The sequence below is a fragment of the Pseudomonas sp. MF08817 genome (genome assembly GCF_059862705.1).
Window position 1 is genome coordinate 26,130 of the sequence record NZ_JCBCUY010000021.1, and the last position, 23,439, is coordinate 49,568.

Here is a 23,439-nt window from a genome sequence, read left to right on the forward strand (position 1 = left end):
TGGGGCCATGTCCTATCAAGTTGCGTTGAATTTCGAAGACGGGGTCACCCGCTTCATCGCCGCTGAAACCGGCGAAACCGTGGCCGACGCGGCGTACCGCCAAGGCATCAACATCCCCCTGGACTGCCGTGACGGCGCTTGCGGCACCTGCAAGTGCTTTGCCGAGGCGGGCCGCTACGAACTGGGCGAGGACTACATCGACGACGCCTTGAGCGAAGACGAAGCCGCCCAGGGTTACGTGCTGACCTGCCAGATGCGCGCGCAAAGCGACTGCGTGCTGCGGGTGCCGGCCTCCTCCGAGGTGTGCCGCACCCAGCAGGCCAGCTACGCCGCGGCCATCAGCCAGGTGCGCCAGTTGTCGGACAGCACCTTGTCGCTGTCGATCAAGGGCGAGGCCCTGAGCAAACTGGCGTTTTTGCCGGGCCAGTACGTCAACCTGCAAGTGCCGGGCAGCGAACAGACCCGCGCCTACTCCTTCAGCTCGTTGCAGCATGACGGCGAAGTCAGCTTTCTGATCCGCAACGTGCCGGGCGGGCTGATGAGCCGCTTCCTTACCGAACTGGCCAAGGCCGGCGACCCGATCAACCTGGCCGGGCCCCTGGGCTCGTTCTACCTGCGCGATATCCGCCGCCCGCTGCTGCTGTTGGCCGGCGGCACCGGGTTGGCGCCGTTCACCGCCATGCTCGAGCGCATTGCCGAGCAGGGCAGCGAGCACCCCTTGCACCTGATCTACGGCGTCACCCACGACCACGACCTGGTCGAGCTGGAGCGTTTGCAGGCCTTCGCCGCGCAGATTCCCAACTTCACCTTCAGCGCCTGCGTGGCTAGCCCCGACAGCGCCCACCCGCTCAAGGGCTACGTGACCCAGCACATCGAGCCCCAGCACCTGAACGGCGGCGATGTCGACGTGTACCTGTGCGGGCCACCGCCAATGGTCGATGGCGTCAGCCGTTTCCTCGCCGAACAGGGCGTGGCCCCGGCGAACTTCTACTACGAAAAATTCGCCGCCAGCGCGGCCTGAGGACAGCCCATGAGCACTGCACGTTTTGCTGGCAAGGTCGCGCTGATTACCGGCGCCGCCCAGGGCATCGGCCGCCGCGTCGCCGAGCGCATGGCCGCCGAAGGCGCGCATCTGGTGGTGGTCGACCGGTCCGAATTGCTGTTTGAGTTGCGCGATGAACTGCCCGGCAAAGTGCTGGCCCTGACCGCCGACCTGGAGCAGTACGAAGAATGCAGCCGCGTGATGGCGGCGGCCATCGAGGCCTTCGGGCGCCTGGATATTCTGGTGAACAACGTCGGCGGCACGATCTGGGCCAAGCCGTTCGAGCACTACCAAGCGCACGAAATCGCCAAGGAAGTGCAGCGCTCGCTGTTCCCCACGCTTTGGTGCTGCCACGCGGCGCTGCCGTACATGCTGGCGCAGGGCAGCGGGGCGATCGTCAACGTGTCGTCGATCGCCACCCGCAGCCTCAACCGCGTGCCCTACGGCGCGGCCAAGGGCGGCGTGAATGCACTGACCGCGTGCCTGGCTTTTGAAACCGCCGAACGCGGCATCCGCGTCAACGCCACCGCCCCGGGCGGCACCGAAGCGCCGCCACGGCGCATCCCGCGCAACAGCGCCGAACAGTCACCGCAAGAGAAAATCTGGTACCAGCAAATCGTCGACCAGACCCGCGACAGCACCCTGATGAAACGCTACGGCACCATCGACGAACAGGCCGCCGCCATCCTGTTCCTGGCCTCGGACGACGCCTCGTACATCACCGGCATGGTCATGCCGGTGGGCGGTGGGGACCAGGGGTGAACTGCACGCCACAAAGGCTCGCGGCCATGAGGGGCGTGGTCACCGCCCCTACTTGCGCACCACCAAGTCCAGCAACTCTTCCTTTTCCTTGATCTTCTGCAACACGATTTCCGAGCGGATGTCGGTGACGCCTGCCGTGCGGTTGAGGTGGTTGACGATGAAATCGGAGAAGTGCTTGAGGTTGCGCGCCTGCACCCGCAGCACGTAGTTGCTGGCGCCGGTGATGACGTAGGCGGTGACCACTTCGGGCCAGGAGTGCACCTTCTTGATAAAGGTTTCGTGCCAATCGGCCACGTCCTGGCGCAGGGACACATGGACGATGGCTTCTAACTCGATGCCCAGGCGTTCGGCGTTGAGCACTGCGCGGTAGCCGGTGATGATGCCCTCGCTTTCCAGCAGGCGCAGGCGCCGCAGGCAGGCCGAAGGGGAGAGGGCGACTTTCTCGGCCAGTTCCTGATTGCTGATGCGCCCGTCCTGTTGCAGGAAATGCAGGATGCGCAGGTCGGTGGAGTCCAGAGTCATGGTTTGAATAAATCCGCGATTATTGGAGTTGGAATCGAATTTTCTTCGCAATAGTGCCGATGCAACGCTGCACTTTGCACGAAAATTTTCCGGTTCCTGGTTCATCATCTGCTTCACGAGGCCGGCTGCGGTTGGCCGCACCGATGCGTGTTTCCCTGACAGGACCTTCCATGACTAGCAGAACCGATTGCCTGGCGCTCGATGCGCAAGACCCGCTGGCGCCGTTGCGCGAGCAGTTTGCCTTGCCCGAGGGGGTGATCTACCTCGACGGCAACTCCCTCGGTGCGCGCCCGGTGGCGGCCCTGGCCCGGGCCCAACAGGTGATCGCCGAGGAGTGGGGCAATGGCCTGATCCGCAGTTGGAACAGCGCCGGTTGGCGCGCCTTGTCCGAGCGCCTGGGGGACCGGCTCGCCTGCCTGATCGGCGCCGGGCCGGGGGAAGTGGTGGTCACCGACACCACCTCGATCAACCTGTTCAAGGTGCTCAGCGCGGCCTTGCAAGTGCAGGCGCAACGGGCGCCCGAGCGGCGGGTGATCGTCACTGAAAGCAGTAACTTTCCCACCGACCTGTACATCGCCCAAGGCTTGGCGGACCTGCTGCAACAGGGCTACTCCCTGCGCCTGGTGGACAGCCCGGCACAGTTGCCGCAAGCCATCGGCCCGGACACAGCGGTGGTGATGCTCACCCACGTCAATTACAAGAGCGGCCACATGCACGACATGCAGGCCCTCACCGCGCTGAGCCACGAATGCGGCGCGCTGACGATCTGGGACCTGGCCCACTCGGCCGGCGCGGTGCCGGTGGACCTGCACGGCGCGGGTGCCGACTACGCCATCGGCTGCACCTACAAGTACCTCAACGGCGGCCCGGGTTCCCAGGCGTTCGTCTGGGTGGCGCCGGCGCTGTGCGACCTGGTCAACCAGCCGCTGTCGGGCTGGTTCGGCCACACCCGCCAGTTCGCCATGGAAACCGCCTACGCGCCCAGCAGCGGCATCGCCCGCTACCTGTGCGGCACCCAACCGATCACCTCGCTGGCGATGGTGGAATGCGGCCTGGACATCTTCGACCAGACCGACATGGCCAGCCTGCGCCGTAAATCCCTGGCCCTGACCGACCTGTTCATCGCGCTGGTGGAAAAACGCTGCGCCACCCACGGCCTGACCCTGGTCACCCCGCGTGAGCACGCCCAGCGCGGCAGCCACGTCAGCTTCGAGCACCCCGAGGGCTACGCGGTGGTCCAGGCCTTGATCGCCCGGGGCGTGATCGGCGACTACCGCGAACCGCGGATCATGCGCTTTGGCTTCACGCCGCTGTACACGCGCTTTAGCGAAGTGTTCGACGCGGTCGAGATCCTGGGCGAGATCCTCGACCAGAAAACCTGGGCCCGGGAAGAATTCCAGGTGCGCCATAGCGTGACGTGACACTCCTTGTGGGCCTGGGCTTGCCCGCGATTAGGCCAGTACAGCCAGCAGAACTCTCGCGGCTGGAGCATAGCCATCGCGGGCAGGCCCGCTCCCACAGGGTGGATGGCAAGTTAGCCTGATACACCCCCAACCGCGTGCAACCACACTAATAAAGAGGCACCTAGCGTGACGACTTCCAACAAGGGTTGCGCTTGGGGGGCCTATCCCCCAGTGGGAGCGAGCCTGCTCGCGATGGCGGTTCTCAAACCGCCGAAAAGCCTGCGGGGGCGGTCAACGCCTCCAGCAGCGCCCGGGCATAGCCGGGCAGTTGCTCGAACGAACGGGCGCACAGCAGCAATTTGCGCCGTGCCCAGGGTTCTTGCAGCTCGCGGCGGTGCAATGCCTGTGGTGCCGGCCCGCGTTCAAGGGCGGCCAGGGGGACGATGCCCAGCCCGGCGCCACGGGCCACCATGCGTATCACCCCATCAAAACCCTCGGCGCGGATGCGGGTCTGCATGCGCCGGCCGCAGTGCAGAGCCTGTTCCTCCAGGTAAATCGCTAGGGCGCTGCTGGCGTTCAGGCCTACATAGTCGTGGCCCAGGGTCTGGGCGAAGGTCAACTCAGGGGCGCCGGCCAGGGGATGGTCCAGCGGCAGGATCAACACCAGCGGGTCGTCGCAAAAGGCGCGGCTGTGTAAACCCTGGCGGTCAACGGCGTCGCAGATGATGCCCAGGTCCGCCGCGCCCTGGCGCAGGGCGTGGGTGATGCGCTGGCTGGGCAGTTCCTGCACGTCGATAGTGAGGTTGGGGTGTGCGTGTAGAAAATCCGCCAGGCGTTCGGGCAGGTATTGGCTCAGGGCCGTGGTGTTGCACAGCAAGCGCACCTGGCCCTTGGCCCCGCTGGCGTACTCCGCCAGTTCCTGTTGCAGGTGCTCGGCCTGTTGCAGCAACGCCCGGGCATGCCGTGCCAGGGCCTGGCCGGCGGGCGTCGGGTAGACGCCACGGCGCCCGCGCTCGAAAAACGCCACCCCCGCCGACACCTCCATTGCGCGCACCCGCGCACTGGCCGCCGACAGCGATAAATGGCTGCGCGCCGCGCCGGCGGTGATGTTGCCGCAGTCGAGAATGTTCAGGTAAAGCCGCAGGTCAGTCAGGTCGAAGTGCATGGTTTGGCCCTGTAGAAAGCGGGCTCGCCCGCGCTGGGCTGCGTAGCGGCCCTAAAACCCGAGGCGCGCTACGCACTCCAGCGCGGGCAAGCCCGCTTGTTACTGATGCGTGTGCCTATCGGGAAACAAGAGTCTGCCTGCGCCAATCGCGCATTTCCAGCCTCGCGTGCAGGGGGGATTATGGGCGCCATGAATACTGTCCTGGCGTACTACCAACACCTCGGCCCGGCCCTTATGGCGCTGGTGCTGTTGACCTTCTTGCTGGCCGGTACGGTCAAGGGCGTGATCGGCCTCGGCTTGCCTACCATCGCCATGGGCTTGCTCGGCTTGGCTATGGCGCCGGCGCAGGCTGCGGCGCTGCTGATTGTGCCGTCGGCGTTGACCAACCTCTGGCAATTGGCGTTTGGCGGGCATTTGCGTGGGCTGCTGGGGCGGTTGTGGCCGATGCTGCTGGCAATCTTCCTGGGCACCGGGGCGGGGGCGCTGTGGCTGGGCATGGAGGGCGGGCCGTGGGTGGTGCGGGGGTTGGGCGCGGCGCTGTTGCTGTATGCCCTGAGCGGGTTGTGCCTGCCGGCCCTGCGCCTGGCGGCGCGGCACGAACCCTGGCTGGGGCCGCTGTGTGGCGTGTTGACCGGTGCCATTACGGCGGCCACCGGGGTGTTCGTGATCCCGGCGGTGCCCTATCTACAGGCGCTGGGGCTGCAACGGGATCAACTGGTGCAAGCCTTGGGCCTGTCGTTCAGCGTCTCGACCCTGGCCCTGGCGGCCGGCTTGGCGTGGGGCGGTGCCTTGGGCGGCGCTGAGCTGGGGGCGTCATTGCTGGCGCTGGTGCCGGCCCTGTTGGGCATGTGGCTGGGGCAGTGGTTGCGCCAGCGCATCAGCGCTGTGCTGTTCAAGCGGGTGTTCTTTGTCGGCCTCGGCCTGCTGGGGGCGCACTTGCTGGTCAGCGGTTAGCCGAGGCGGGGCTGAGCATGTCGATCATACGGGTCTCGAAATCCCGCGCCAGGTAGTCCATGCGTTGCTCGAAAAACTGCCGCATATGGGGCAGGTTGGCGTGGATGTCCCAGTGCGCGCGGCTTTGCCACACCTCATAAAAGATAAACAGCGTCGGGTCTTCGCGGTCGCGCAGCATGTGGTACTCGATGCAGCCCGGCTCGGCGCGGCTGGGCTGCACATAGGCGCGGAACAACGCCTCGAAGGCGTCGGCTGTTTCCGCTTGGGTGTGGGCGTGCAGGATGAAACTGTGCAATGCACTCATGGCGATCTCCTCTGGTTTGAGGGCGCCAACTTTACGACAACAATCTGCTGTCGATTCGTGCTTATGGGTCAAATGTATTTTGCCGATGGCGGGCTTATTCCGCGTGCGGTCGCTCTATAACCTGGCCTCATCGTTTTTCACTCTTCTCGATCCGCCGCCCCTGGCGCTGCGCATTGATACCCGATGAGGCTACTCACCATGAAGAAAGTCCTGTTGCTCAACGGCGGCAAACAATTCGCCCACTCCGATGGCCGCTACAACCTGACCCTGCACGAAGCCGCCGCGGCCGTGCTGGACCGTGGCGGTGTGGATGTGAAAGTCACCCACATCGACGCCGGCTACGACATCGATGAAGAGGTGCAGAAGTTTCTCTGGGCCGACGTCATCGTGTACCAGATGCCGGGTTGGTGGATGGGCGCGCCGTGGATCGTCAAGCAGTACGTCGATGAGGTCTTCACCCGTGGTCACGGCAGCCTCTACGCCAACGACGGCCGCACCCGCAGCGACGCCTCGCAGAAGTACGGCAGCGGTGGGCTGTTGCAGGGCAAGCAGTACATGCTGTCGCTGACCTGGAACGCCCCGCAGCAAGCCTTCGACGACCCCGCGGATTTTTTTGAAGGCAAGGGCGTGGACGCGGTGTACTTCCCGTTCCACAAGGCCAACGCCTTCCTCGGCCTGGAGGCGTTGCCGACCTTCCTGTGCGTGGACGTGATGAAACGCCCCGACGTGGCCGGCGACGTGCAGCGTTACGAGGCGCACCTGGCCAAGGTGTTCGGCCTTTAAGCTACTATCTGCGGCGCACTGGTTGTCGGTAGCAAGCGGGCTCGCCTGCCTGCTACAAGCAGCCTCCCCCAGCCGCAGAGGATGCCCGTTGAAAGCCAGATCCGATGAGTTGCAGATGTTTGTCTGCGTGATCGAATGCGGTTCGATTTCCGCCGCCGCCGAGCAGGTTGGCCAGACCCCTTCGGCGGTCAGCCGCAGCCTGTCGCGCCTGGAGGCCAAGCTCGACACCACGCTTATCAACCGCACCACCCGGCGCATGGACCTGACCGAAGAGGGCAAGTACTTTTTCGAGCACGCCAAGCGCATCCTCGACCAGATGGACGAACTCGAAGAGCGCCTCAGTGCCCGCCAGCAAACCCCCTCCGGGCGCTTGCGGATCAACGCGGCGGCGCCCTTCATGTTGCACGCCATCGTGCCCTACATCGCCGAATTCCGCGGGCTCTACCCGGATATCCAACTGGAACTCAACAGCAACGACCTGATAATCGACCTGCTGGAGCAGAGCACCGACATCGCCATCCGCATCGGCGCCCTGGCCGACTCCACCCTGCACGCGCGCTCCCTGGGCTGTAGCCCGCTGCATATCCTCGCCAGCCCCGACTACGTGGCGCGCCACGGTACGCCGACCACGGTGGAGCAGTTGGGCGACCATCAGTTGCTCGGTTTCACCCAGACCGAAACTCTCAACCACTGGCCCCTGCGCCACGCCCACGGCGACCGCTGGCAGATCGAGGCAAGCCTCAGCGCCTCCAGCGGCGAAACCCTGCGCCACCTGGCGCTAGCGGGGCAGGGCATCGTCTGCTTGTCCCACTTCATGACCTGCGACGACATCCGCACCGGGCGCTTGCAGGTGCTGCTGGCCGAGGCCAACAGCGGCTACCGCCAGCCGATCAACGCGGTGTATTACCGCAACTCTCAATTGGCGTTGCGCATCCAGTGCTTCCTGGACTTTATCCAGGACAAACTGGCGGGTTATGCGCTGGCGGAGTTCAGGGGATAGGGGGAGCGGCAAGCTGACAGCTAAGCGCTGGCCGCTGTGCCTTCCTTGTCGTGCAGGCCAAAGCGGTCCACCAGGGTGGCGCTGGCTTGGTTCAGGCCGAGCACCTGCACCTCGGCACCGTTGGCGCGCAGTTTGAGGATCACGCTGTCGAGGGCGGCGATGGCGGTGATGTCCCAGAAGTGCGCCTGGGTCAGGTCGATGCACACGCGGGGCAGGTGTTCCTTGAGGTTGAAGGCGGCGCGGAATTTGTCTGCCGAGCTGAAGAATACCTGGCCGACCACCCGGTAAACCCGGCACTGGCCGTGGTCTTGTAGGGCCGACTCCACGGCCAGGTAGTGGCCCATCTTGTTGGCGAAGAACAGCGCGGCCAGCAGCACGCCAGCAAGTACGCCGTAGGCCAGGTTGTGGGTGCCGACGACCACGGCCACGGTCACAACCATGACGATGTTGGTGGACAGCGGGTAGCGTTTGAGGTTGCGCAGCGAGTCCCAACTGAAGGTGCCGATGGACACCATAATCATCACCGCCACCAGCGCGGCCATAGGGATGCGGCTGACCCAGTCGCTGAGGAACACCACCATCAACAACAGCGCCACCCCGGCGACAAGCGTAGACAGGCGCGTGCGCCCGCCGGATTTCACGTTGATGACCGACTGGCCGATCATCGCGCAACCGCCCATGCCGCCTAGCAGGCCGGTGGCGATGTTGGCCAGGCCCTGGCCCTTGCATTCGCGGTTTTTGTCGCTGGGGGTGTCGGTCATTTCATCGACGATGGTGGCGGTCATCATCGACTCCAGCAGGCCGACCACGGCCATGGCGGCGGAGTAGGGGAAGATGATTTTCAGGGTGTCCAGGTTCAGCGGTACGTCCGGCCAGAGGAAGATCGGCAGGGTGTCGGGCAGCGCGCCCATGTCGCCGACGGTGCGGATATCCAGGCCCAGCCCCATCGCCACGGCCGTCAGCACCAGGATGCACACCAGCGGCGAGGGGATGACCTTGCCGATCACGGGCACGTGGGGGAACAGGTAGATGATGCCCAGGCCCGCCGCCGTCATGGCGTAGACGTGCCAGGTGACGTGGGTCAGTTCCGGCAACTGGGCCATGAAAATCAGGATCGCCAAGGCATTGACGAAACCGGTGACCACCGAGCGCGAGACGAAGCGCATCAGCGACCCCAGCTTGAGATACCCGGCGCCGATTTGCAGTGCGCCGCACAACAGCGTGGCGGCCAGCAGGTATTGCAGGCCGTGGTCTTTGACCAGCGTCACCATCAACAGGGCCATGGCTCCGGTGGCCGCGGAGATCATCCCTGGGCGCCCGCCGGTGAAGGCGATCACCACCGCCATGCTGAAGGAGGCGTACAGGCCGATCTTGGGGTCTACCCCGGCGATGATGGAAAACGCGATGGCTTCGGGGATCAGGGCAAGGGCCACCACCAGCCCGGCCAGCACATCGGCGCGGACATTGGAAAACCAGTGGTGTTGGAGGGAGGCGAGCATGGGCAGGTCCAGGGTGATTTATCTGGTAACAAAAACGGGGGCGGGAGTTTACAGGGGATGGGCGCGATAGTGGGCAGACCGCTGCTGTAGCAAGCGGGTAAGCCCGCGTGCTACAGCGCTTGGGGTTATGGGCCGACGAGGTTTTCCAGTTCCCGGGCGCGGGTCTTGGTCATGTCCAGGAAGCAGGAACTGGCGTTGATGGCATCGATGGTGCCGCCGGTCAGGCTGGCAACGAAGCCGCAGTTGGCGTCGCGGTATTTGAGCCACAGGCGCTGCACGTCCTTGAGCGGGGCTTTTTTGTCGGCGTCCAGGGCGGCCATCGCGGCTTTGTAGGCCTGGTTCAGGCGGGTGTCCTGGCGTTTGATCTCTGCGGCCTGGCAGTCGAGCATTTCCACGGTCACGCCGCCGGAAGCTTTCATGCACTGGCTGTAGGCCGGGCTGTCGGCGTCGGGGTTGGCCTGGGCGGTGGCGCACAGGCCCAGAAGCAGGAGAGGGGCGAACAGGAGGTGGCGATTCATGGGGCACCTTGGCGCAGACAAGCGTTTGTGGGCGCGGGCTCTTGCCCGCGATGGCTGAGTGTCAGTCGGCGTGAATGTTAACTGACCCGGCGCCCTCGCGGGCGAGCCCCCTCCCGCAGGAGGCTCGGGCGGGTTCTGCTCACACCCGGAAGTGGCTGACCATGGTCTGCAACTGGCTGCCCAGGCGCGCCAGTTCGACGCTGGCCGAGGCGGTTTCGTCGCTGGCGGCGGCGGTTTGTTCGCACACGTCGCGCACGTTGAGGATGCTGCGGCTGATCTCTTCGGCCACGGCGCTTTGCTGTTCGGCGGCGGTGGCGATCTGCTGGTTCATCGACTGGATGCTGGACACGGTGCGGGTGATGTTTTCCAGCGAGGTGCCGGCGCGGCGGGTCAGTTCGACGCTGCTGTCGGTGAGGCTGCGGCTGTTGTTCATCACCGTGGCCACTTGCTGGGTGCCGTTTTGCAGGCCGGCCACCAGGCCTTCGATTTCTTCGGTGGATTTTTGCGTGCGTTGGGCCAGGCCGCGTACTTCGTCGGCGACCACCGCAAAGCCACGCCCGGCTTCACCGGCACGGGCGGCTTCGATGGCGGCATTGAGAGCCAGCAGGTTGGTTTGTTCGGCCACGGCCTTGATGACGTCTATGACGCTGCCGATCTTGTCGCTTTCGTGTTGCAGCACGCTCATGGCTTCGGTGGAGCGCGCCACTTCGCTGGCCAGGCGTTCGATCTGCTCGATGGCCTGGGCCACCACTTTGTCGCCGGCGCGGGCTTCGCTGTCGGCATCGGCGGCGGCTCGGGAGGCGTGCTCGGCGTTGCGCGCCACCTCCTGCACGGTGGCGGTCATTTCGTGCATCGCGGTGGCCACCTGGTCGGTTTCGACTTTCTGGCGGTTGACGCCGTCGCTGGTTTCTTCGGTCACGGCCGAGAGTTCTTCGGCGGCGCTGGCGATCTGGGTGACGCCGTCGCGGATCCCGGTAATCAGTTCGCGCAGGGTCACGCCCATGCGTGCGATGCCCTGTTGCAGCACGCCCAGTTCATCGCGGCGGGTGACGTGCAGGGTGTGGCTCAGGTCGCCACTGGCAATGCGCTCGACCACGGCCAGGGTTTCGCGCAGCGGGCGGGTGATCTGGCGGGTGATGAGTACGGCAGCGAGGATGCCCACCAGCAGCGCCAGCAAGGTGCTGACCAGTTGCAGGCTGCGGGCCTGGGCGCTTTCGCTGTCGCGACGGTCGAGCTGGACCTGGTAGAGGAGGTCGCTGATCTTGACGATGTCGGCGCCTTGCACGGTCATTTCCGCGCGGGCGTCCACGGCTTGGCTGTAGGCCGCTTTGTAGGCCTGCAACGCGGCGCGGTAGTTGAGCAGGGCGCTTTCGAGCTGTTGCAGGGCCACTTGCTGGGTGTCGGCGAAGTGGCTGTTGAGGTCCTTGAGGCTGGCGATGGCCAGGTTCAGTTGGTTGAGCGCTTTTTGCTCGGTCTCGGCCTTGGTGTCGGCGGTGTAGCCGCGCACTTCGTAGCGCGCCAGCAGGAAGGCTTCGCGGGCCTGGGTGATGGTTTGGAACTGCTCGAAGCGTTGATCGCTCAGGGGCATTTGCTTGACTTGGGTGCTGATTGCTTCGATCAGGCTGTTGGCGGTTTCGGCGTTCTGGCCCATGACCTGGCGCGCCGCGTTGCCGTCGCGGTAGGCGCTGCGCATTTTGTTCAGCGACTGCTGGTAGGCGGCGATGGTGGTGCCTTGTTCGCGCAGCAGCTTGAGGTTGTCCGGGCTCTTGAAACTCTTGAGCAAGGCCTGTTGTTGGGCGCTGAATTCGTCGAGGGTGCCCTGCACGTTTTGCGCGGCGCTTTCATCGCCATTGGTGAGCATGTACTGCAAGCGGCTGATGCGCAGCTTGGTCAGGCCGGCGTTGAGCTGGGTGATGTCGCTCATCCAGTTGCTGCGGTCGATCAACCCGCCCAGGCTGGTCCAGCCCGTCAGGGCGAGGATGCTGGTGAGTACCAGCACCAGGCCGAAGCCCAGGCCCAGTTTGAGGTTGACGCTGATGTTGCCGAACCAGCTATTCATTGAAGTGCTCCAGTCACGTTGAGTTTTTTTCGTCGGTTGGCTGGAAGGTTGTTGTTTTTAAGTGCCAGCAAGGTTGTATCGCAGCGGTTTATCGGCCGCTGGGGCGAGAGCTGAAACGGTTTTTGCGCAGGGAAGTTTTGCCTGGCGACGGACGGTCAAAGGGTGGGGCCCGTCTTCGCTTGTGCCGAGGCCTGCGGCGCGGTTGCGCAAAATTATCAGGATTGAGGTTGCGGGTTTTTGCCGGCTCATTCGTCTTATCTAGTGAACCCCACGCCATCCAACGCGTTTTCGCGTTTGTCTTCATAAAAAGGACTTTGCATGCCTGTCACTTCTTGCCGCTCTTTCTGGCTGGGCAGCGTTGCCCTGGCTGTCACCCTGGCCACGCCGGCCGCGTTTGCCGACTACCTGTGGCTGGAGCGCGGTGCCGGGCAACCGGCGAAGGCGTACTTGAGTAACTTCCAGCCCAGCGAGCGCTTGGCCCTGAGTACGCTGATTCAGGTCGAGGCGTTGTTGGGCGAGGGCAAACGTGTGCCGCTGGCGGCCAGTGGCGATGGTTTTCCGATTGCCCAGAGCGTGGCCGGGGATTTACGTGTGAGTGCCAAGCAAACCGAGCCGGGCAAGCTGACCCTCTACGAAGCCAAGGAAGGGCGCAGCGAAACCAAGGCCCGTAACGACCTGGAACTGGTGCCCACCACCGCCAATGGCAACACGTTCAAGTTGTACTGGAAGGGCGGTGTGGTGTCGGCGTCCCAGGTCAACGTCTACACCTCCCGGCAGTGGAACCGCACGATCAAGCCTGCCGCCGATGGCAGCGTGACCCTGGACACGCCGTTTCCCGGCCAGTACGTGCTGGAAGTGGTGGCCCAGGTCAACGGCGCGGTCACGGTCCAGGGGCAGAAGTTCGACACCGTGGTGCATGTGGCGACCCTGTCGTTCAACGTCCCGGGTTGATTTACGCGCAATGCAAAGGCCCCCGCTCGTCACCGAACGGGGGCCTTTTTTGTCACCGCTGTCAGGCGGCTTCAGGGTTGAGGTCAGGGAACCCAGCGCATGCCGGCCACCAGGGTTGCGAGGGCGAATTCGATTTCCTTGATGCTATAGAAACGGCGGCTGGCCAGTTCCCAGCGGTCGATGAAGAACAGTCCGTTGTCGTCGGCCTGAATCGGCGTTTCGACGATATCCCCGTTCTTGGAGTGGTGTAGCAGGTGAATGTCACTGTCCGAGACCTGTTCGATTGTGTAGTGGCCGGGGCTGGCCAGTTTGCTGCGATCGTACGGGCGCATGGCCGCAGGAGGGCGTTTGCCGGGGGTGTCGACGTCCAGGCGAAAATCGATTTTCACCGATGCCCGGTCGCCCACGCCGATCTCGCCTACGTAGCGCGGCCCGGGGTGCACGGCCCGGCCCTGGCCGGCGGCAACGTTGCGCACCTCCAGGGCGACGGCGTTGTTCATCTCGGCTAGGCCGGGATTGCCCTGGAAGCGGTTGGCGTGGGAACTGCCGACTAATGCCACCCACGGGTGCGGGCCGTTTGCAGCCTGGTCGGCGGCGATGGTCTGGTGGGCGAAGTAGTTCATCAGGCGGGTACGCGACAGGTTGCTGGCGTTGTCCAGGCGCAGGCTCGCCAGGCAGTCGATGGCCCGCACGCGGATGCCGTATTTGGCGGCGGTTTGTACCAGGTTGGTGTAGTTGTAGCGGCTGGCGGGGTCCACCTGGTGGCCGAGGTCCTGCCCCCTGAGGTAGGCCTTGAGGTTGTCGGAGAATATGCGGCTGCGGTGCAGGGCATCGAGGTCGGCCTGGTACAAGTCGCTGGTGAGCAGCTCCAGGTAGAGGGTCTTGACCTCTTTTTCACGCGCCAGGTACTTCATGTGGTCGATGAGCAAGGCCTTGCTGGCGGTTGCCCGATGCTCTTCGGCGATCACCAGGCCGCGGATGCCGCTGTCGTACACCCGGTCGATAAAAGCTTTGGGCAGCGGCGTGTCGTCCACGGCCGGCAGAGCCACGCGCGGTGGCGGGGCGTAGTCCGTGAAGAAGGTATCGGCCGCTTGGGCCAGTCTCTCGCGGGTGTGTTGGAACGCCGTGAGCGCTTGCCCCTGGTTTGGCTCCTTGTAGATGCCGCTGAAAAAACTTTTGCTGGTTTTAGGTTCGAGCGCATGCAGGGTGTAGAACTCCCTGAATTGGGGTGACAGGTCGAAGTCGCTGAAATGGGCATCGGCTTCGGGTACGGCCGGGCGTGGGGCCGGGCCGGGTTGTGGTGCTGCCTTGTGGTTGGTGGCCAGGCTGAGCTTGAAGTCTGCCTTGGCCTGGGGGTCCAGTGGGATTGCGCCGGGGCTGTCGGGCCAGATCCCGGTGGGTGCGTCGAGGCCGACGTCTTCAATGCGGATGCTGGCGCTCTTTTGCAGGTCGGCGATACCGGGCACACCGCCATGGCTGTTCATGGCGCGTTGATCGACCAGGGCCACCCAGCGGCCGCCGGGGTTGCTCGCCCGGTCGGCTTCAATAGCCTTGTGGGCGAAGAAGACTTTCATCTGGTGGCGATTGGGCAGGTTCTTGACCTCGTCTGCCAGGACGTAACCCAGGCCGCGCTCGAAGTCATAGCCGCTGGAGACGCCAATGGGGTGTAGGCGAATCTTGTGGGCGTGGGCCGCCTTGAGCAGTTTGCGGTAGGTGTAGGCGCCTTTGGGAATGGCATTTCTGCGGTCCAGGGTATGCAGGAAATCCTTGACCGTGCTTGACGACCACTTTTTTTTGCTCAGGAAACTTTTGAGCTTTTCTCCGTGGAGGTCCTTGAGCAGGAAGTCGATGTACAGCGTGCGGACATCCAGTTTTTGCAGCTCGCCCATGTTGTCGATCAGGTATTTTATGCCGGCCAGGGCGCCCTCGGCGTGGCCCACGACGAGGCCATCGGTTTCAGGGGCCTCGTCGAACCCCCTGCGCAGTATCTGCTCGGCGGTCAGGTTCGGCGGCGGGGCCGGGGTCTCAACCCTGGGCACCAAGGGGGGCAGATCCTTGAAGAAGGCATCGGCGTCCTGGGACAAGGCCTGGCACAGGCTGTTGTATTTGGCGACGTGGGGTGAGGTCATCCTGTGGATCTGGGCATCGGAGTACCCCAAGTAGTCCTGCTCGGGAGGCGTGTAACGGCTGTCGGCGCCCATGCGGATGTCATTCCTGGCTTCATAGGGCCATTCATATTTGCTCAGCGACGTGGTCGGCGGCTGCGGCGCACCGCCCGCGACGCCTGTGCGGACCCACTGCCCGGTGCGGTTACGTTGAGCGAGGATGCCGGTGGAGAGCATTTTCCCGCTGGCCGCGTCATGGCGCAGCAGCAGGTGCCGCCCCAGGCTGTCGGCAGTGATGGGTGCCCACAGTGAGCGGCCGCCATATTGCACAGGTTGCAAGTTGTCGAAGACCGAGGGCGGCGGGTCCAGTTGCTCGACGATGCTGCGGGTCTGGTCTTTGCCGCCAGTGCTGGCGATCTTGAACAAGGGCTTGTGAGCCTGGCTGACGGCCTTGCCGGTCTTGCCAATGGATGCCAGCACGGGGCGCAGGTCGGTGAGGAACGCACCGCCCAGGTTGAGCACGGCACCGATGTAGGCCCCCAGGGCCGCGGCCGAGTCGCCACGGTTGTAGTGATACAGCGCGACCATGGCGTCCTTGAACGCCAGCACGCTGCCTACCACCAGGCTCAGCACCGGGAAGGGGCTGGTGGCCACCGAGAGAATCAGTTCGGCCATGAACTCCACCAACTTGAGGTTGCGCTGCGCCTGGCTGGTGGTGGTGTGCTTGACCTCGGCAATGACGTGGTTGACCGACTGGTCGTAGAACTGGAAGCGCAGGTCGCTCAGCGGTGCGGTGGTGCGGGTGATTTCATCGAACAGGGGCTTGGAATAGACCCCACGTAATTGCGGCCCCATGGCGCTTTTGTACTCGGCCAGTTTGGGCGCGAACCAGCCGCGCTCGGAGGGCACTACCCGGTGCGTGTAGTAATACTCCATGGCATCGAGGTTCTTCAGGCGTTCGTTGAACTCCTTGGCTAGGCGAAAATCCACGCCATCCGGCGCGCCCGGGGTGTAGAGCAACGGTGGGTTCTGCTGGTGTTGGAATACAAAGCAGCCGTGGATGAGCGTGCCGAATATGTGCAGGCCATAGATCCGGTAATTGAGGCGTACCTGGGGGTCGTTGCTGTCCATCGCATCGATGCTGCGTTCCAGCCACGCCTGGTCGCTGCTGGCCAGCACGCCCTGCATCCGGGCAGCCTGGGCGGCCTGTTTCATGCGCAGTTGGTTGAGCACCAACGCACCGTTGCGGCGCAGGCCGTAGTGTTGGTCATGGACATTGAACAAGCGGCTTTCGACCAGGGTGATGTAGTCGTCGGCAAACGAACTGTCGGCCAGGGGTTCGATAACGTTTTGCGGGGTCAGGCGGCTCAGGTCGACGCCGGGTGGGCCCTTGAAGCGAGTGATGTAGTCGATGCCGGGCAGAAAAAAATCGAAATTCTTGTCGTAGCCGTTGCGATACAGAGTCGTGAGGGAGAAGGTCGCATCGCGGGTCACCACGCCTATGTGATCGGGGTCGACCGCTGGCGTCGGGTTGCCCAGCAAGCGGTTGAGAATGGGTGTTGCGCGCTCGTGGACGTAATCGTCGAAGGGTTGCAGCTGCGCCACGGAGCCGGGGCTTTGGGTGTAGGTCTGTTCGGCGCCGATGGCGTGGCAGGTGTAGGTGGTCAGGGCCTGGCGGTCCGCTGCCGAGGCGCTGCGCAGCCAATCCGGAGTGCGGTGCTTGTACTCGTCGGCCTGCATCGCCAATTGCGCGACGGCCATTTGCTTGAGGGTGTCGGCGTGGCTCGCCGGCGGGGTGAAGGTCACCTTGCGGTACTCCTGCACCTCGGGCTTGAACGACAGGGCGTTGAGCATCTCATTCCATTCCGGGCGCACGCGGGTGAGCAACTGGTCGAGCAGGTAGCGGTGCATGCTCGGCGTGTCCGGGTCGGCATGCTTGTCCAGGCTCCAGCCCAGGATGTGCGCCTGGCAGTCGCGCTCACTGTCGAAGGCCAGAAACTGCTCGGCCCGCGGCGCTTGTGGCGTACATAGCAGCACGCGCACGGTCGCACCTTGCGGGTTGGTGTGGCGCAATACCCAGATATCCTTGAGGGGCGAGGCGTTGAGCAGCACGCTGCTGGCCGTGAGGCTGGCATCGGCGCCACTGCGCAGGGCTTCGAACAGTTGGTAGTCGGCCTCGGTGAGGTGGTTTTGCAGGCGCGCGGTGTAGGCCAGCAGCATCAGGCGCGCGTCCAGCAGGGCCGCCGTGGCGCTTTGCACCGTCTGCGAAGCCAGGGCCTGGATTTGCAGGGGGGCGAAATCGATGCGCGGTTGCAGGGCTGGCAGCATTTCGGCCAGGTAGGCGGGTGTCAGGTCTTCGTAGGCCTCGGGCAGCGGTTGGCCGGCATAGGTGATGTGGCTGCGGGTGAGGAAGTCCGAACCCTCCAGCTCATCGCCCTTGAGCAGCCCTTGCAGGGCCAGTTCCGGCAGGCTCAGGGTTTGGCTGTAGACGCCGGCGTTGGGGATGATGCGATCGGTGCTGACCTGCACTTCGTCAGGGTTGAGGTTGTCGATGTCCAGGTCGGCCTCCAGGCGTTGGGTCAGTTGCACGATGGCCAGGGCCTGGGGCGACAGGGCCGGCCCCATGACGGTGAGGACCTCCATGCTTGCCTGGTTGTAGGCCTGGATGCGCTGTGCGACGGTCTCACGCTGTGCTTCGCTGGCGCTGCGGTACCAGTCGGGTGCAGAGAGGCGCACCAGCCGTTCCAGCAGGCGTTGGGCCCGGGCTTGCAGGCGTGACGTCAGGTCCAGCTCGGCGCACCGCACGGCGTCGTCCAGCTCGCTCATGATCTGCTCGGTGCTGGGCTGGGCGAAGGCGAAATCGATGTCCAGACTCTGCTTATGGCGCAGCGCTGCCTCGGTGTGCTCGAACAGTGGTTTGTCGCTGATGGGAGCCAGTTCGAGGGGCCAGATACCGTCACTGTCCAGGCCTTGATAGCTGCGCGGCAGCAGGCTCAGGAAGGCCTTGCGCGACAGCGGATGCTCCATGCGTTGGCGCAGGTTGCGATCCAGTTGCCTGAGGGACGTGAAGGACTCCAGGCCATGGCGCGGGGTGAACAGCAGCACATCGCCGACCTGGGTATCGGTGTCCAGGGTGGTGACCGCGGTGGTCGCGGTGGTGACCACGAAAGCCCCGGCCCACTCGACGTCCTGGCCTTGATAGGTGAAGCGCAGCGCATACAGGCCCGGGCGCGATTGGGGGCCGCGCAGCAGGTTGTCGACCAGCAGTTGATCGCTGGGGCTGAGCGTCAGGTCCTGCACCCTGAGCGCGGCTTCCGCCTCCAGCGCTTGGCGGTGGGCCTCGAGCACGAATTGGCCATGGGCCTGCCCCGCGTCGGACACTGCTTCGGCGGCCTCGGCGAGGTAGTTGCGCAGGGCCGTCTTGCTGCGTTCAAGCACCAGTGGACGGCTGTCGTCGGTGACCGTTGGGGCGCCGACGGACAAGTATTTGAGTTGCGCGTTCTGGAATATCCACAGGTTCTCCTTGCGCAGGCGTTCATTGAGCGCGTTCAGGCGCGTGAGTTCCGGTGAGGGCGTGTCCAGCGGGTGGGCTTGGGCGTCGATGGCTCCGAGCTGATGGCCGATTTGCATCAGCCGGGGCTTGAGCTCGGCAGCGGAGAGTTCGGGAAGCGGGGGGGTGAGCCAACTCATTAAGTACATCATCCTTGAGGCGTTAATTGAGCTTTCAAGGGTGCGCAGCCGTGGGCGAACAGGAGCGGTACATAGTTGTAGACGACTGTTGCGGCATGTGCCCCGAGCGTCGAAACGCCGCCCGGGGCGGGCCTGCTTATTGCGGCAACGGTAGGGCGCTGCGGGGCAATACGGTCAGTTCAAGGCGTGAGGGATTGTTCGCCCCCAGGTGCAAAGTGTTGCGTGCGACGCGCGGGTGGCGGGCCTGGCCTTCGGCTTCGCCACTGTTGGGGTTGACGTCGAAGTGCGGGAAGTTGCTGCTGGCGATGTCCAGGCGCAGGCGATGGCCGCGCTGGAACAGGTTGCAGGTGGCAAAGGGTTCGATGACCACTTTGACTCGCTCGCCGGGGGGCAGCAGGGTCGGGGCTTCCCAGGAGTCGCGATAGCGGCAGCGGCGGATGCCATCGGTGATGTTCATTGCAAAGCCTTCGGGGTAATCGGCGCTGGGCGGGTAGACGTCCAGCAGCTTGGCGGTGAAGTCGGTGTCGGGCGCGTCGCTGTCGATCCACAACTCGATGCGCAGGGGGCCGGCGACGATCAGGTCTTCTGTCAGCGGTTCCGTCTGAAAGCTCAGCACGTCATCACGCTCGGCCAGCGGCCGGTTGTCGCCCCGCGTACCGAAGAAGTCGGCCCGTTCGCGCTGGTCGAAGGCACCGCCGACGAACACCGGCGCCCCGGAGGTCAGCGCGCCGCCAATGGTTGGTACGGGGTGGGCGGGGTCGGCGAGGTAGCTCAGGTGCGCCTCGGGTTGCGTGGCCGGGGTGCGGCTCAGGCATTTTTGCTCGGTAAGGTACAGGGTCAGCGGCTCGCTGCCCGACAGGGGCCATTGCTGGCCGTGCAGCCAGCGCCCGCCGTGCTGCAAGCGGCCATTGTGATCCTTGGCGCCGCTGCCGCCCCCCATCATGAACACCTGCACCGACGCTGGGGCGGGTTCGGCGCCAGGTTTGAGAGAACGTTCGAACCAGTCCAGGCGCGTGCTCAACCAAGTGTCGCCGACCTGGCCGTCGAAGGCTGCTTGCGGGCCGAACTCGACATCGCCGCTGTGGGTGATGTTGCGGTCGCCATGCAACCACGGCCCCATCACCAACCGCTGGGCGCACTGGGTGTTGGCCTGGAAAGCGGCGTAGTTGGCCAGGGTCGAACTGACGTAGGCGTCATACCAACTGGACATGAACAGCACCGGGATATCCGGCAGGTTGGCGTAGTGGCCCTGGGCGTAGATCCCGGGTTTTTGCCAGTATTCGCCGAAGCAACCCTGGCCCCATTGATCCAGCAGGTAGGCTTCGTATTCCGGTACATGGCGCAGTGGCGATTGCCCGCTCTGCCAGGGCATGCGCGCGAACCACTCATGGATATCTTCGGCGGCCAGGGCTTGCCCGATTGCCGGGTCGGCCAGGGCCGCGGGGCTTTCCTTGGCCTGGCGCCAGGCCCAGGTGGCTTGCTTGAGTTCGAAGGCGCCGCCTTGGCGAATACCGCACTGGAAAGCATTGGCGAAACCGCCGGAATCCAGGGCCATGCTGCTCAAGCCCGGCGGGTGCAGGCAGGCCATGGCCAGTTGGGTGTGGGCGGCGTAGGACAGGCCCATGCTGCCGATGCGGCCATTGCACCAGGGTTGGGCCATGAGCCAGGCGAGGGTGTCGAAACCGTCCTCGCCTTCGGCGGTGTACTTGGTGAACACCCCTTCAGAGGCGTAGCGGCCGCGGCAATCCTGGAACACGGCGACGAAACCCTGGGCGGTAAAGGCTTGGGCCATGGCCTCGCGGGAAAGGTGCTGGCCGTCGAGCTGCTTCTCGGAGCGTGACGGCTTGCATTTGTCATAAGGGGTGCGCTCGATCACCACCGGCCATGGCCCGGACTTTGGGTCGGGCAGGTAAATGTCGGTGGCCAGATGGACGCCGTCGCGCATGGCGATCATTTGGTTGCGCAAAATAAGCATCGTTGCAGGCACTCGTCTTATAAAAATATGCGGATGTAGCAAGCGGGCTCGCCCGCTTGCTACACAATCGAGGTCAGTAGCCGGTGGTGACGGCGATGGCCAGCAGGACCATGGCCAGCGCGGTGTAGATCAAAAACAGCGGCAGGATGTAACGCGCCCACTGGCCCCAGCCCACTTGCGCGGTGGCCAGCAGTACCAGCAAGCCACTGGAGGTCGGGGTAATCATGTTGGTCAGGCCGTTACCCAGGAGGAAGGCGTAGACGGTGGTCTGCGGGCTGACCCCCGACAACTGGCCCAGCGGCCCGAAGATCGGCATGGTCACGGCAGCCTGGCCGGAGGTGGACGGGATCAGCACATCCAGGCCCAGTTGCGCGAGGAACATGCCATAAGCCGAGACAATCGGGCCGTGGTCGGCGACGACGCTGGCGAGGCTGTTGACGATGGTGTCCAGCACCTGGCCGGTGCTGAGGATGATCTCCACGGCAGTGGCCAAACCGATCAACACACCGGCGATCAGCACTTTTTTCATGCCATCGACAAAGGCACTGGCGGCGACGCTGGCGCCCAGGCCGGCGATCACACTGAATACCACGCTGAGCAGTAGGTAGAACGCCGACAGCTCATGGTATTTCCAGCCCCAGCGGTTGGAGGCATAGACCATGAAACCGACGCCGCTGCCCAGCACCAACAGGTTGAGCAGGTGGCGTACCGACAACGGTTTGTGCTCGAAACTGATCTGCGCGGTGGCGTCGAAGCCCTGCTTGCGGATGCTCCACAGCACGAACACGATGCCCACCAGCAAGAAGGTGGCGTAGGCGGCGATACGCATGCTCATGCCGCTGAAAATCGGCAGGCCCACCATCGGTTGCGCCACGGACAGCGCCACCGGGTTGGTGATCGAGGCCAGGTAGCCGATTTTTACCGAGATGGTGACGATGGCCAGGCCGATCAGGTTCGACAGCCCCAGGCGATTGGCCATGGCCACCATCAGCGGCACGATCAGGATGAATTCCTTGGCCAGCCCCATAAAGGTACTGCCGGCGGAAAACACCAGCATCAAGGTGGGCACCAGTACGTAGATATTGCCCCGGGTCATCCCCAGCAGCCGCTCCAGCCCGGCGTCGATGGCCCCGGCCTTGTTCAGCACGCCGAACATGCCGCCGATGAACAGCACCATGAAAATCAGCCCGGCGCGTTTTTCGATGCCCTGGGGAATGGCCATGAAACCTTCCACCAGCGACACGGGGCGCGCCGCATCACCGGCCTTGCGCGGCTCGATGGAGAACAACTGGCTCAGGGAATCGTGTTTTTCCAGCACCTGGTAGGAGCCCGGCACCACCAGGCCATTTTGGCGCTGGAACTTGCCGGAATTGACCGCGTAGGTGAAGGCAATTGCGAGCAGGACGATGCTCAGCAAGATGATGGCCGGGTTGATTTGCTTGCGTTGCCCAATGGCATCCGGCTTGCCGGGCGAGGCCCCGGCGGCGGGTTGGGTGATGGTGGTGTGACGTGGTTCGGTCATGGCGGTGGCCCCGGTTCGCGCCCCGTCTGGCGGGTGTCATGCGCTGTTATTGTTTTGGCTGGTGATGCTTGGTGACGCGGACACTAGGGCAAACGTCGGGGGCCGACAACGTTATGCGTGGAGCGGGTCGGGCTATGCGTTTTCGGGGGTTGATGGCCCATTGCCGAGCTATTTTGTGTGGGCGCTAGCGTGGCTCCCACAAGGGGAGTTCTCCCCTCCAGGGCCCTCCTCAGCGCGTGCCATCGCCCAGGCGATGTTTCAGGTGCTGGGCAAACGCACTGACCACCGGCGAGCGCGCTTCGTCGCGGCGAAACGCCAGGCCGAAGGCATAGGGCAGGGCCGGGCGGAAGGGCCGGGTGACGATGGGCAAGTGGCTGAAATGGCTGGCCAGCAACCCATTGACGATGGACACCCCCAGGCCTTCAGCGACGAAGCTGCACGCGGCGCCCACCGAGTGCACTTCCACCCGCACCTGGGGCGTCAGGTTGGCGGCGCGGAATACCTGGTTCAACTCGGCACGCACCGCCCGTTGGCGGCCCAGCATCACCAGCGGTACATCGTGCAGGTGGCGGGCCTCGATCCATTCGTGGCGGGCCAGCGGGTGGTCGGCGGGCATCACGCATACGCCTTCGCTGTGCAGCAGTGGCTCGGTGTCGAAGTCCGCCAGCTCGGTGGGCAGGCGCACGAAACCCAGGTCGGCGGAGCGGTCCAGCACGGCGCGCTCGATCATGTCGTAGGAGCCGGTGAGCAACTCCACCACGATCTCGTCGTGGCCCTTGAGAAACTCGGCGACGATGCGTGGCAACAACTCCTGGGCCATGCTGGTGGGGACGGCAACCTTGAGCAGGCTCTTTTGCGAGCGGCCGATGCGCAGTTCGTCGGCCAGGCGCTGCACACGCTGCATGCCGTCCACCAGGGCGGCGACTTCGCCGAGCAGTTCGTCGGCTTGCGCAGTGGCCATCAGCCGGCCTTTTTTGCGCAGGAACAGGGCAAAGCCCAGGGCCTCTTCGAGCTGGGTCAGTAGGCGACTGACCGCCGACTGGGACAGGCCCAGGCGCGCTGCGGCACCGATGGTGGAGCCGGTAGCCATGATGGCTTTGAAGGCTTCGAGTTGTTTGAGATTCATCCTGGTTGTCCTCTGGTCCGTGTGCCCGCAAGCCGTTTTGCGCATAGCCCGATGCGCTT

The 23,439-nt window shown here is 64.5% G+C and carries 17 protein-coding genes and 1 pseudogene; 7 read left to right on the forward strand and 11 right to left on the reverse strand.

Annotated elements, in window-relative coordinates; genetic code table 11:
• The first annotated feature begins 7 nt into the window (after positions 1-7).
• Together benC and AC19YR_RS14475 are read left to right on the forward strand one after the other, a co-directional pair.
• Complete coding sequence (gene benC, locus AC19YR_RS14470; protein WP_095107756.1) at positions 8-1,021, forward strand: benzoate 1,2-dioxygenase electron transfer component BenC; 1,014 nt, start codon at positions 8-10, stop codon at positions 1,019-1,021.
• 9 nt (positions 1,022-1,030) lie between these two features.
• A complete protein-coding gene (locus AC19YR_RS14475) occupies positions 1,031-1,804 on the forward strand; it encodes a 1,6-dihydroxycyclohexa-2,4-diene-1-carboxylate dehydrogenase (RefSeq protein WP_095107757.1) in 774 nt (257 codons plus the stop codon).
• Between the two features lie 48 nt (positions 1,805-1,852).
• On the opposite strand, the gene AC19YR_RS14480 is transcribed toward AC19YR_RS14475, so the two are convergent.
• The gene (locus AC19YR_RS14480) at positions 1,853-2,326 is read right to left on the reverse strand and encodes an Lrp/AsnC family transcriptional regulator (RefSeq protein WP_095107758.1); all 474 of its coding nucleotides are present in this window, start codon (positions 2,324-2,326) and stop codon (positions 1,853-1,855) included.
• Between the two features lie 170 nt (positions 2,327-2,496).
• On the opposite strand from AC19YR_RS14480, the gene kynU reads away from it, so the two are divergent.
• Positions 2,497-3,747 (forward strand): kynureninase, encoded by a 1,251-nt coding sequence (gene kynU, locus AC19YR_RS14485; protein ID WP_500598970.1) that lies wholly within the window; start codon positions 2,497-2,499, stop codon positions 3,745-3,747.
• Between the two features lie 244 nt (positions 3,748-3,991).
• Here the strand turns inward: kynU and AC19YR_RS14490 are convergent, their stop codons facing one another.
• Positions 3,992-4,894, reverse strand: a complete 903-nt coding sequence (locus AC19YR_RS14490; protein WP_500598972.1) for a LysR substrate-binding domain-containing protein — start codon at positions 4,892-4,894, stop codon at positions 3,992-3,994.
• A 189-nt stretch (positions 4,895-5,083) separates the two neighbouring features.
• Between AC19YR_RS14490 and AC19YR_RS14495 the strand changes: the two genes are divergently transcribed.
• A complete protein-coding gene (locus tag AC19YR_RS14495; protein WP_095108181.1) occupies positions 5,084-5,848 on the forward strand; it encodes a sulfite exporter TauE/SafE family protein in 765 nt (254 codons plus the stop codon).
• Here the strand turns inward: AC19YR_RS14495 and AC19YR_RS14500 are convergent.
• Positions 5,838-6,152, reverse strand: coding sequence for a putative quinol monooxygenase (locus tag AC19YR_RS14500; RefSeq protein WP_500598974.1), 315 nt, complete (start codon positions 6,150-6,152; stop codon positions 5,838-5,840). The two genes, AC19YR_RS14495 and AC19YR_RS14500, sit on opposite strands and share 11 nt — an antisense overlap.
• A gap of 198 nt (positions 6,153-6,350) precedes the next feature.
• Between AC19YR_RS14500 and mdaB the strand changes: the two genes are divergently transcribed.
• Both mdaB and AC19YR_RS14510 read left to right on the forward strand, forming a co-directional pair.
• Complete coding sequence (gene mdaB / locus AC19YR_RS14505) at positions 6,351-6,935, forward strand: NADPH:quinone oxidoreductase MdaB (RefSeq protein WP_095107762.1); 585 nt, start codon at positions 6,351-6,353, stop codon at positions 6,933-6,935.
• Between the two features lie 88 nt (positions 6,936-7,023).
• Entirely contained in the window at positions 7,024-7,935 is a 912-nt protein-coding gene (locus AC19YR_RS14510) for a LysR substrate-binding domain-containing protein (protein WP_500598976.1), read from the forward strand.
• A 20-nt stretch (positions 7,936-7,955) separates the two neighbouring features.
• Here the strand turns inward: AC19YR_RS14510 and AC19YR_RS14515 are convergent, their stop codons facing one another.
• The 4 genes and pseudogenes from AC19YR_RS14515 to AC19YR_RS14530 all read right to left on the reverse strand — a co-directional run.
• On the reverse strand, positions 7,956-9,434 hold the full coding sequence (locus AC19YR_RS14515; RefSeq protein WP_500598978.1) for a SulP family inorganic anion transporter: 1,479 nt from the start codon (positions 9,432-9,434) through the stop codon (positions 7,956-7,958).
• A 125-nt stretch (positions 9,435-9,559) separates the two neighbouring features.
• Positions 9,560-9,952 (reverse strand): lysozyme inhibitor LprI family protein, encoded by a 393-nt coding sequence (locus AC19YR_RS14520; RefSeq protein WP_500598980.1) that lies wholly within the window; start codon positions 9,950-9,952, stop codon positions 9,560-9,562.
• A 139-nt stretch (positions 9,953-10,091) separates the two neighbouring features.
• Positions 10,092-10,955: a methyl-accepting chemotaxis protein gene (locus tag AC19YR_RS14525; protein ID WP_500599027.1), complete on the reverse strand. Its 864-nt coding sequence runs from the start codon at positions 10,953-10,955 to the stop codon at positions 10,092-10,094.
• Between the two features lie 42 nt (positions 10,956-10,997).
• Positions 10,998-12,011 (reverse strand): annotated as a pseudogene (locus tag AC19YR_RS14530) (methyl-accepting chemotaxis protein); the annotation flags it as partial.
• A 318-nt stretch (positions 12,012-12,329) separates the two neighbouring features.
• Here AC19YR_RS14530 and AC19YR_RS14535 point away from each other — a divergent pair.
• Positions 12,330-12,962, forward strand: a complete 633-nt coding sequence (locus tag AC19YR_RS14535) for a hypothetical protein (RefSeq protein WP_095107767.1) — start codon at positions 12,330-12,332, stop codon at positions 12,960-12,962.
• An 83-nt stretch (positions 12,963-13,045) separates the two neighbouring features.
• On the opposite strand, the gene AC19YR_RS14540 is transcribed toward AC19YR_RS14535, so the two are convergent.
• From AC19YR_RS14540 to AC19YR_RS14555, 4 genes are all read right to left on the reverse strand, one after another.
• Positions 13,046-18,757, reverse strand: a complete 5,712-nt coding sequence (locus AC19YR_RS14540) for a membrane-targeted effector domain-containing toxin (protein WP_500598982.1) — start codon at positions 18,755-18,757, stop codon at positions 13,046-13,048.
• A gap of 136 nt (positions 18,758-18,893) precedes the next feature.
• Complete coding sequence (locus AC19YR_RS14545; RefSeq protein WP_500598983.1) at positions 18,894-20,732, reverse strand: CocE/NonD family hydrolase; 1,839 nt, start codon at positions 20,730-20,732, stop codon at positions 18,894-18,896.
• A 73-nt stretch (positions 20,733-20,805) separates the two neighbouring features.
• Positions 20,806-22,254, reverse strand: coding sequence for a YfcC family protein (locus AC19YR_RS14550; protein ID WP_095107770.1), 1,449 nt, complete (start codon positions 22,252-22,254; stop codon positions 20,806-20,808).
• A 229-nt stretch (positions 22,255-22,483) separates the two neighbouring features.
• A complete protein-coding gene (locus AC19YR_RS14555) occupies positions 22,484-23,380 on the reverse strand; it encodes a LysR family transcriptional regulator (RefSeq protein WP_095107771.1) in 897 nt (298 codons plus the stop codon).
• Positions 23,381-23,439: the final 59 nt, after the last annotated feature.

What these genes read in the sequence shown, in the direction of transcription:
- benC (WP_095107756.1), top strand. Translation starts at nt 8, where the DNA reads ATGTCCTATCAAGTTGCGTTGAATTTCGAAGACGGGGTCACCCGCTTC.
- AC19YR_RS14515 (WP_500598978.1), bottom strand. Translation starts at nt 9,434, where the DNA reads ATGCTCGCCTCCCTCCAACACCACTGGTTTTCCAATGTCCGCGCCGAT.
- AC19YR_RS14525 (WP_500599027.1), bottom strand. Translation starts at nt 10,955, where the DNA reads ATGGGCGTGACCCTGCGCGAACTGATTACCGGGATCCGCGACGGCGTC.
- kynU (WP_500598970.1), top strand. Translation starts at nt 2,497, where the DNA reads ATGACTAGCAGAACCGATTGCCTGGCGCTCGATGCGCAAGACCCGCTG.
- AC19YR_RS14475 (WP_095107757.1), top strand. Translation starts at nt 1,031, where the DNA reads ATGAGCACTGCACGTTTTGCTGGCAAGGTCGCGCTGATTACCGGCGCC.
- AC19YR_RS14495 (WP_095108181.1), top strand. Translation starts at nt 5,084, where the DNA reads ATGAATACTGTCCTGGCGTACTACCAACACCTCGGCCCGGCCCTTATG.
- mdaB (WP_095107762.1), top strand. Translation starts at nt 6,351, where the DNA reads ATGAAGAAAGTCCTGTTGCTCAACGGCGGCAAACAATTCGCCCACTCC.
- AC19YR_RS14500 (WP_500598974.1), bottom strand. Translation starts at nt 6,152, where the DNA reads ATGAGTGCATTGCACAGTTTCATCCTGCACGCCCACACCCAAGCGGAA.
- AC19YR_RS14555 (WP_095107771.1), bottom strand. Translation starts at nt 23,380, where the DNA reads ATGAATCTCAAACAACTCGAAGCCTTCAAAGCCATCATGGCTACCGGC.
- AC19YR_RS14545 (WP_500598983.1), bottom strand. Translation starts at nt 20,732, where the DNA reads ATGCTTATTTTGCGCAACCAAATGATCGCCATGCGCGACGGCGTCCAT.
- AC19YR_RS14550 (WP_095107770.1), bottom strand. Translation starts at nt 22,254, where the DNA reads ATGACCGAACCACGTCACACCACCATCACCCAACCCGCCGCCGGGGCC.
- AC19YR_RS14480 (WP_095107758.1), bottom strand. Translation starts at nt 2,326, where the DNA reads ATGACTCTGGACTCCACCGACCTGCGCATCCTGCATTTCCTGCAACAG.
- AC19YR_RS14490 (WP_500598972.1), bottom strand. Translation starts at nt 4,894, where the DNA reads ATGCACTTCGACCTGACTGACCTGCGGCTTTACCTGAACATTCTCGAC.
- AC19YR_RS14540 (WP_500598982.1), bottom strand. Translation starts at nt 18,757, where the DNA reads ATGAGTTGGCTCACCCCCCCGCTTCCCGAACTCTCCGCTGCCGAGCTC.
- AC19YR_RS14520 (WP_500598980.1), bottom strand. Translation starts at nt 9,952, where the DNA reads ATGAATCGCCACCTCCTGTTCGCCCCTCTCCTGCTTCTGGGCCTGTGC.
- AC19YR_RS14535 (WP_095107767.1), top strand. Translation starts at nt 12,330, where the DNA reads ATGCCTGTCACTTCTTGCCGCTCTTTCTGGCTGGGCAGCGTTGCCCTG.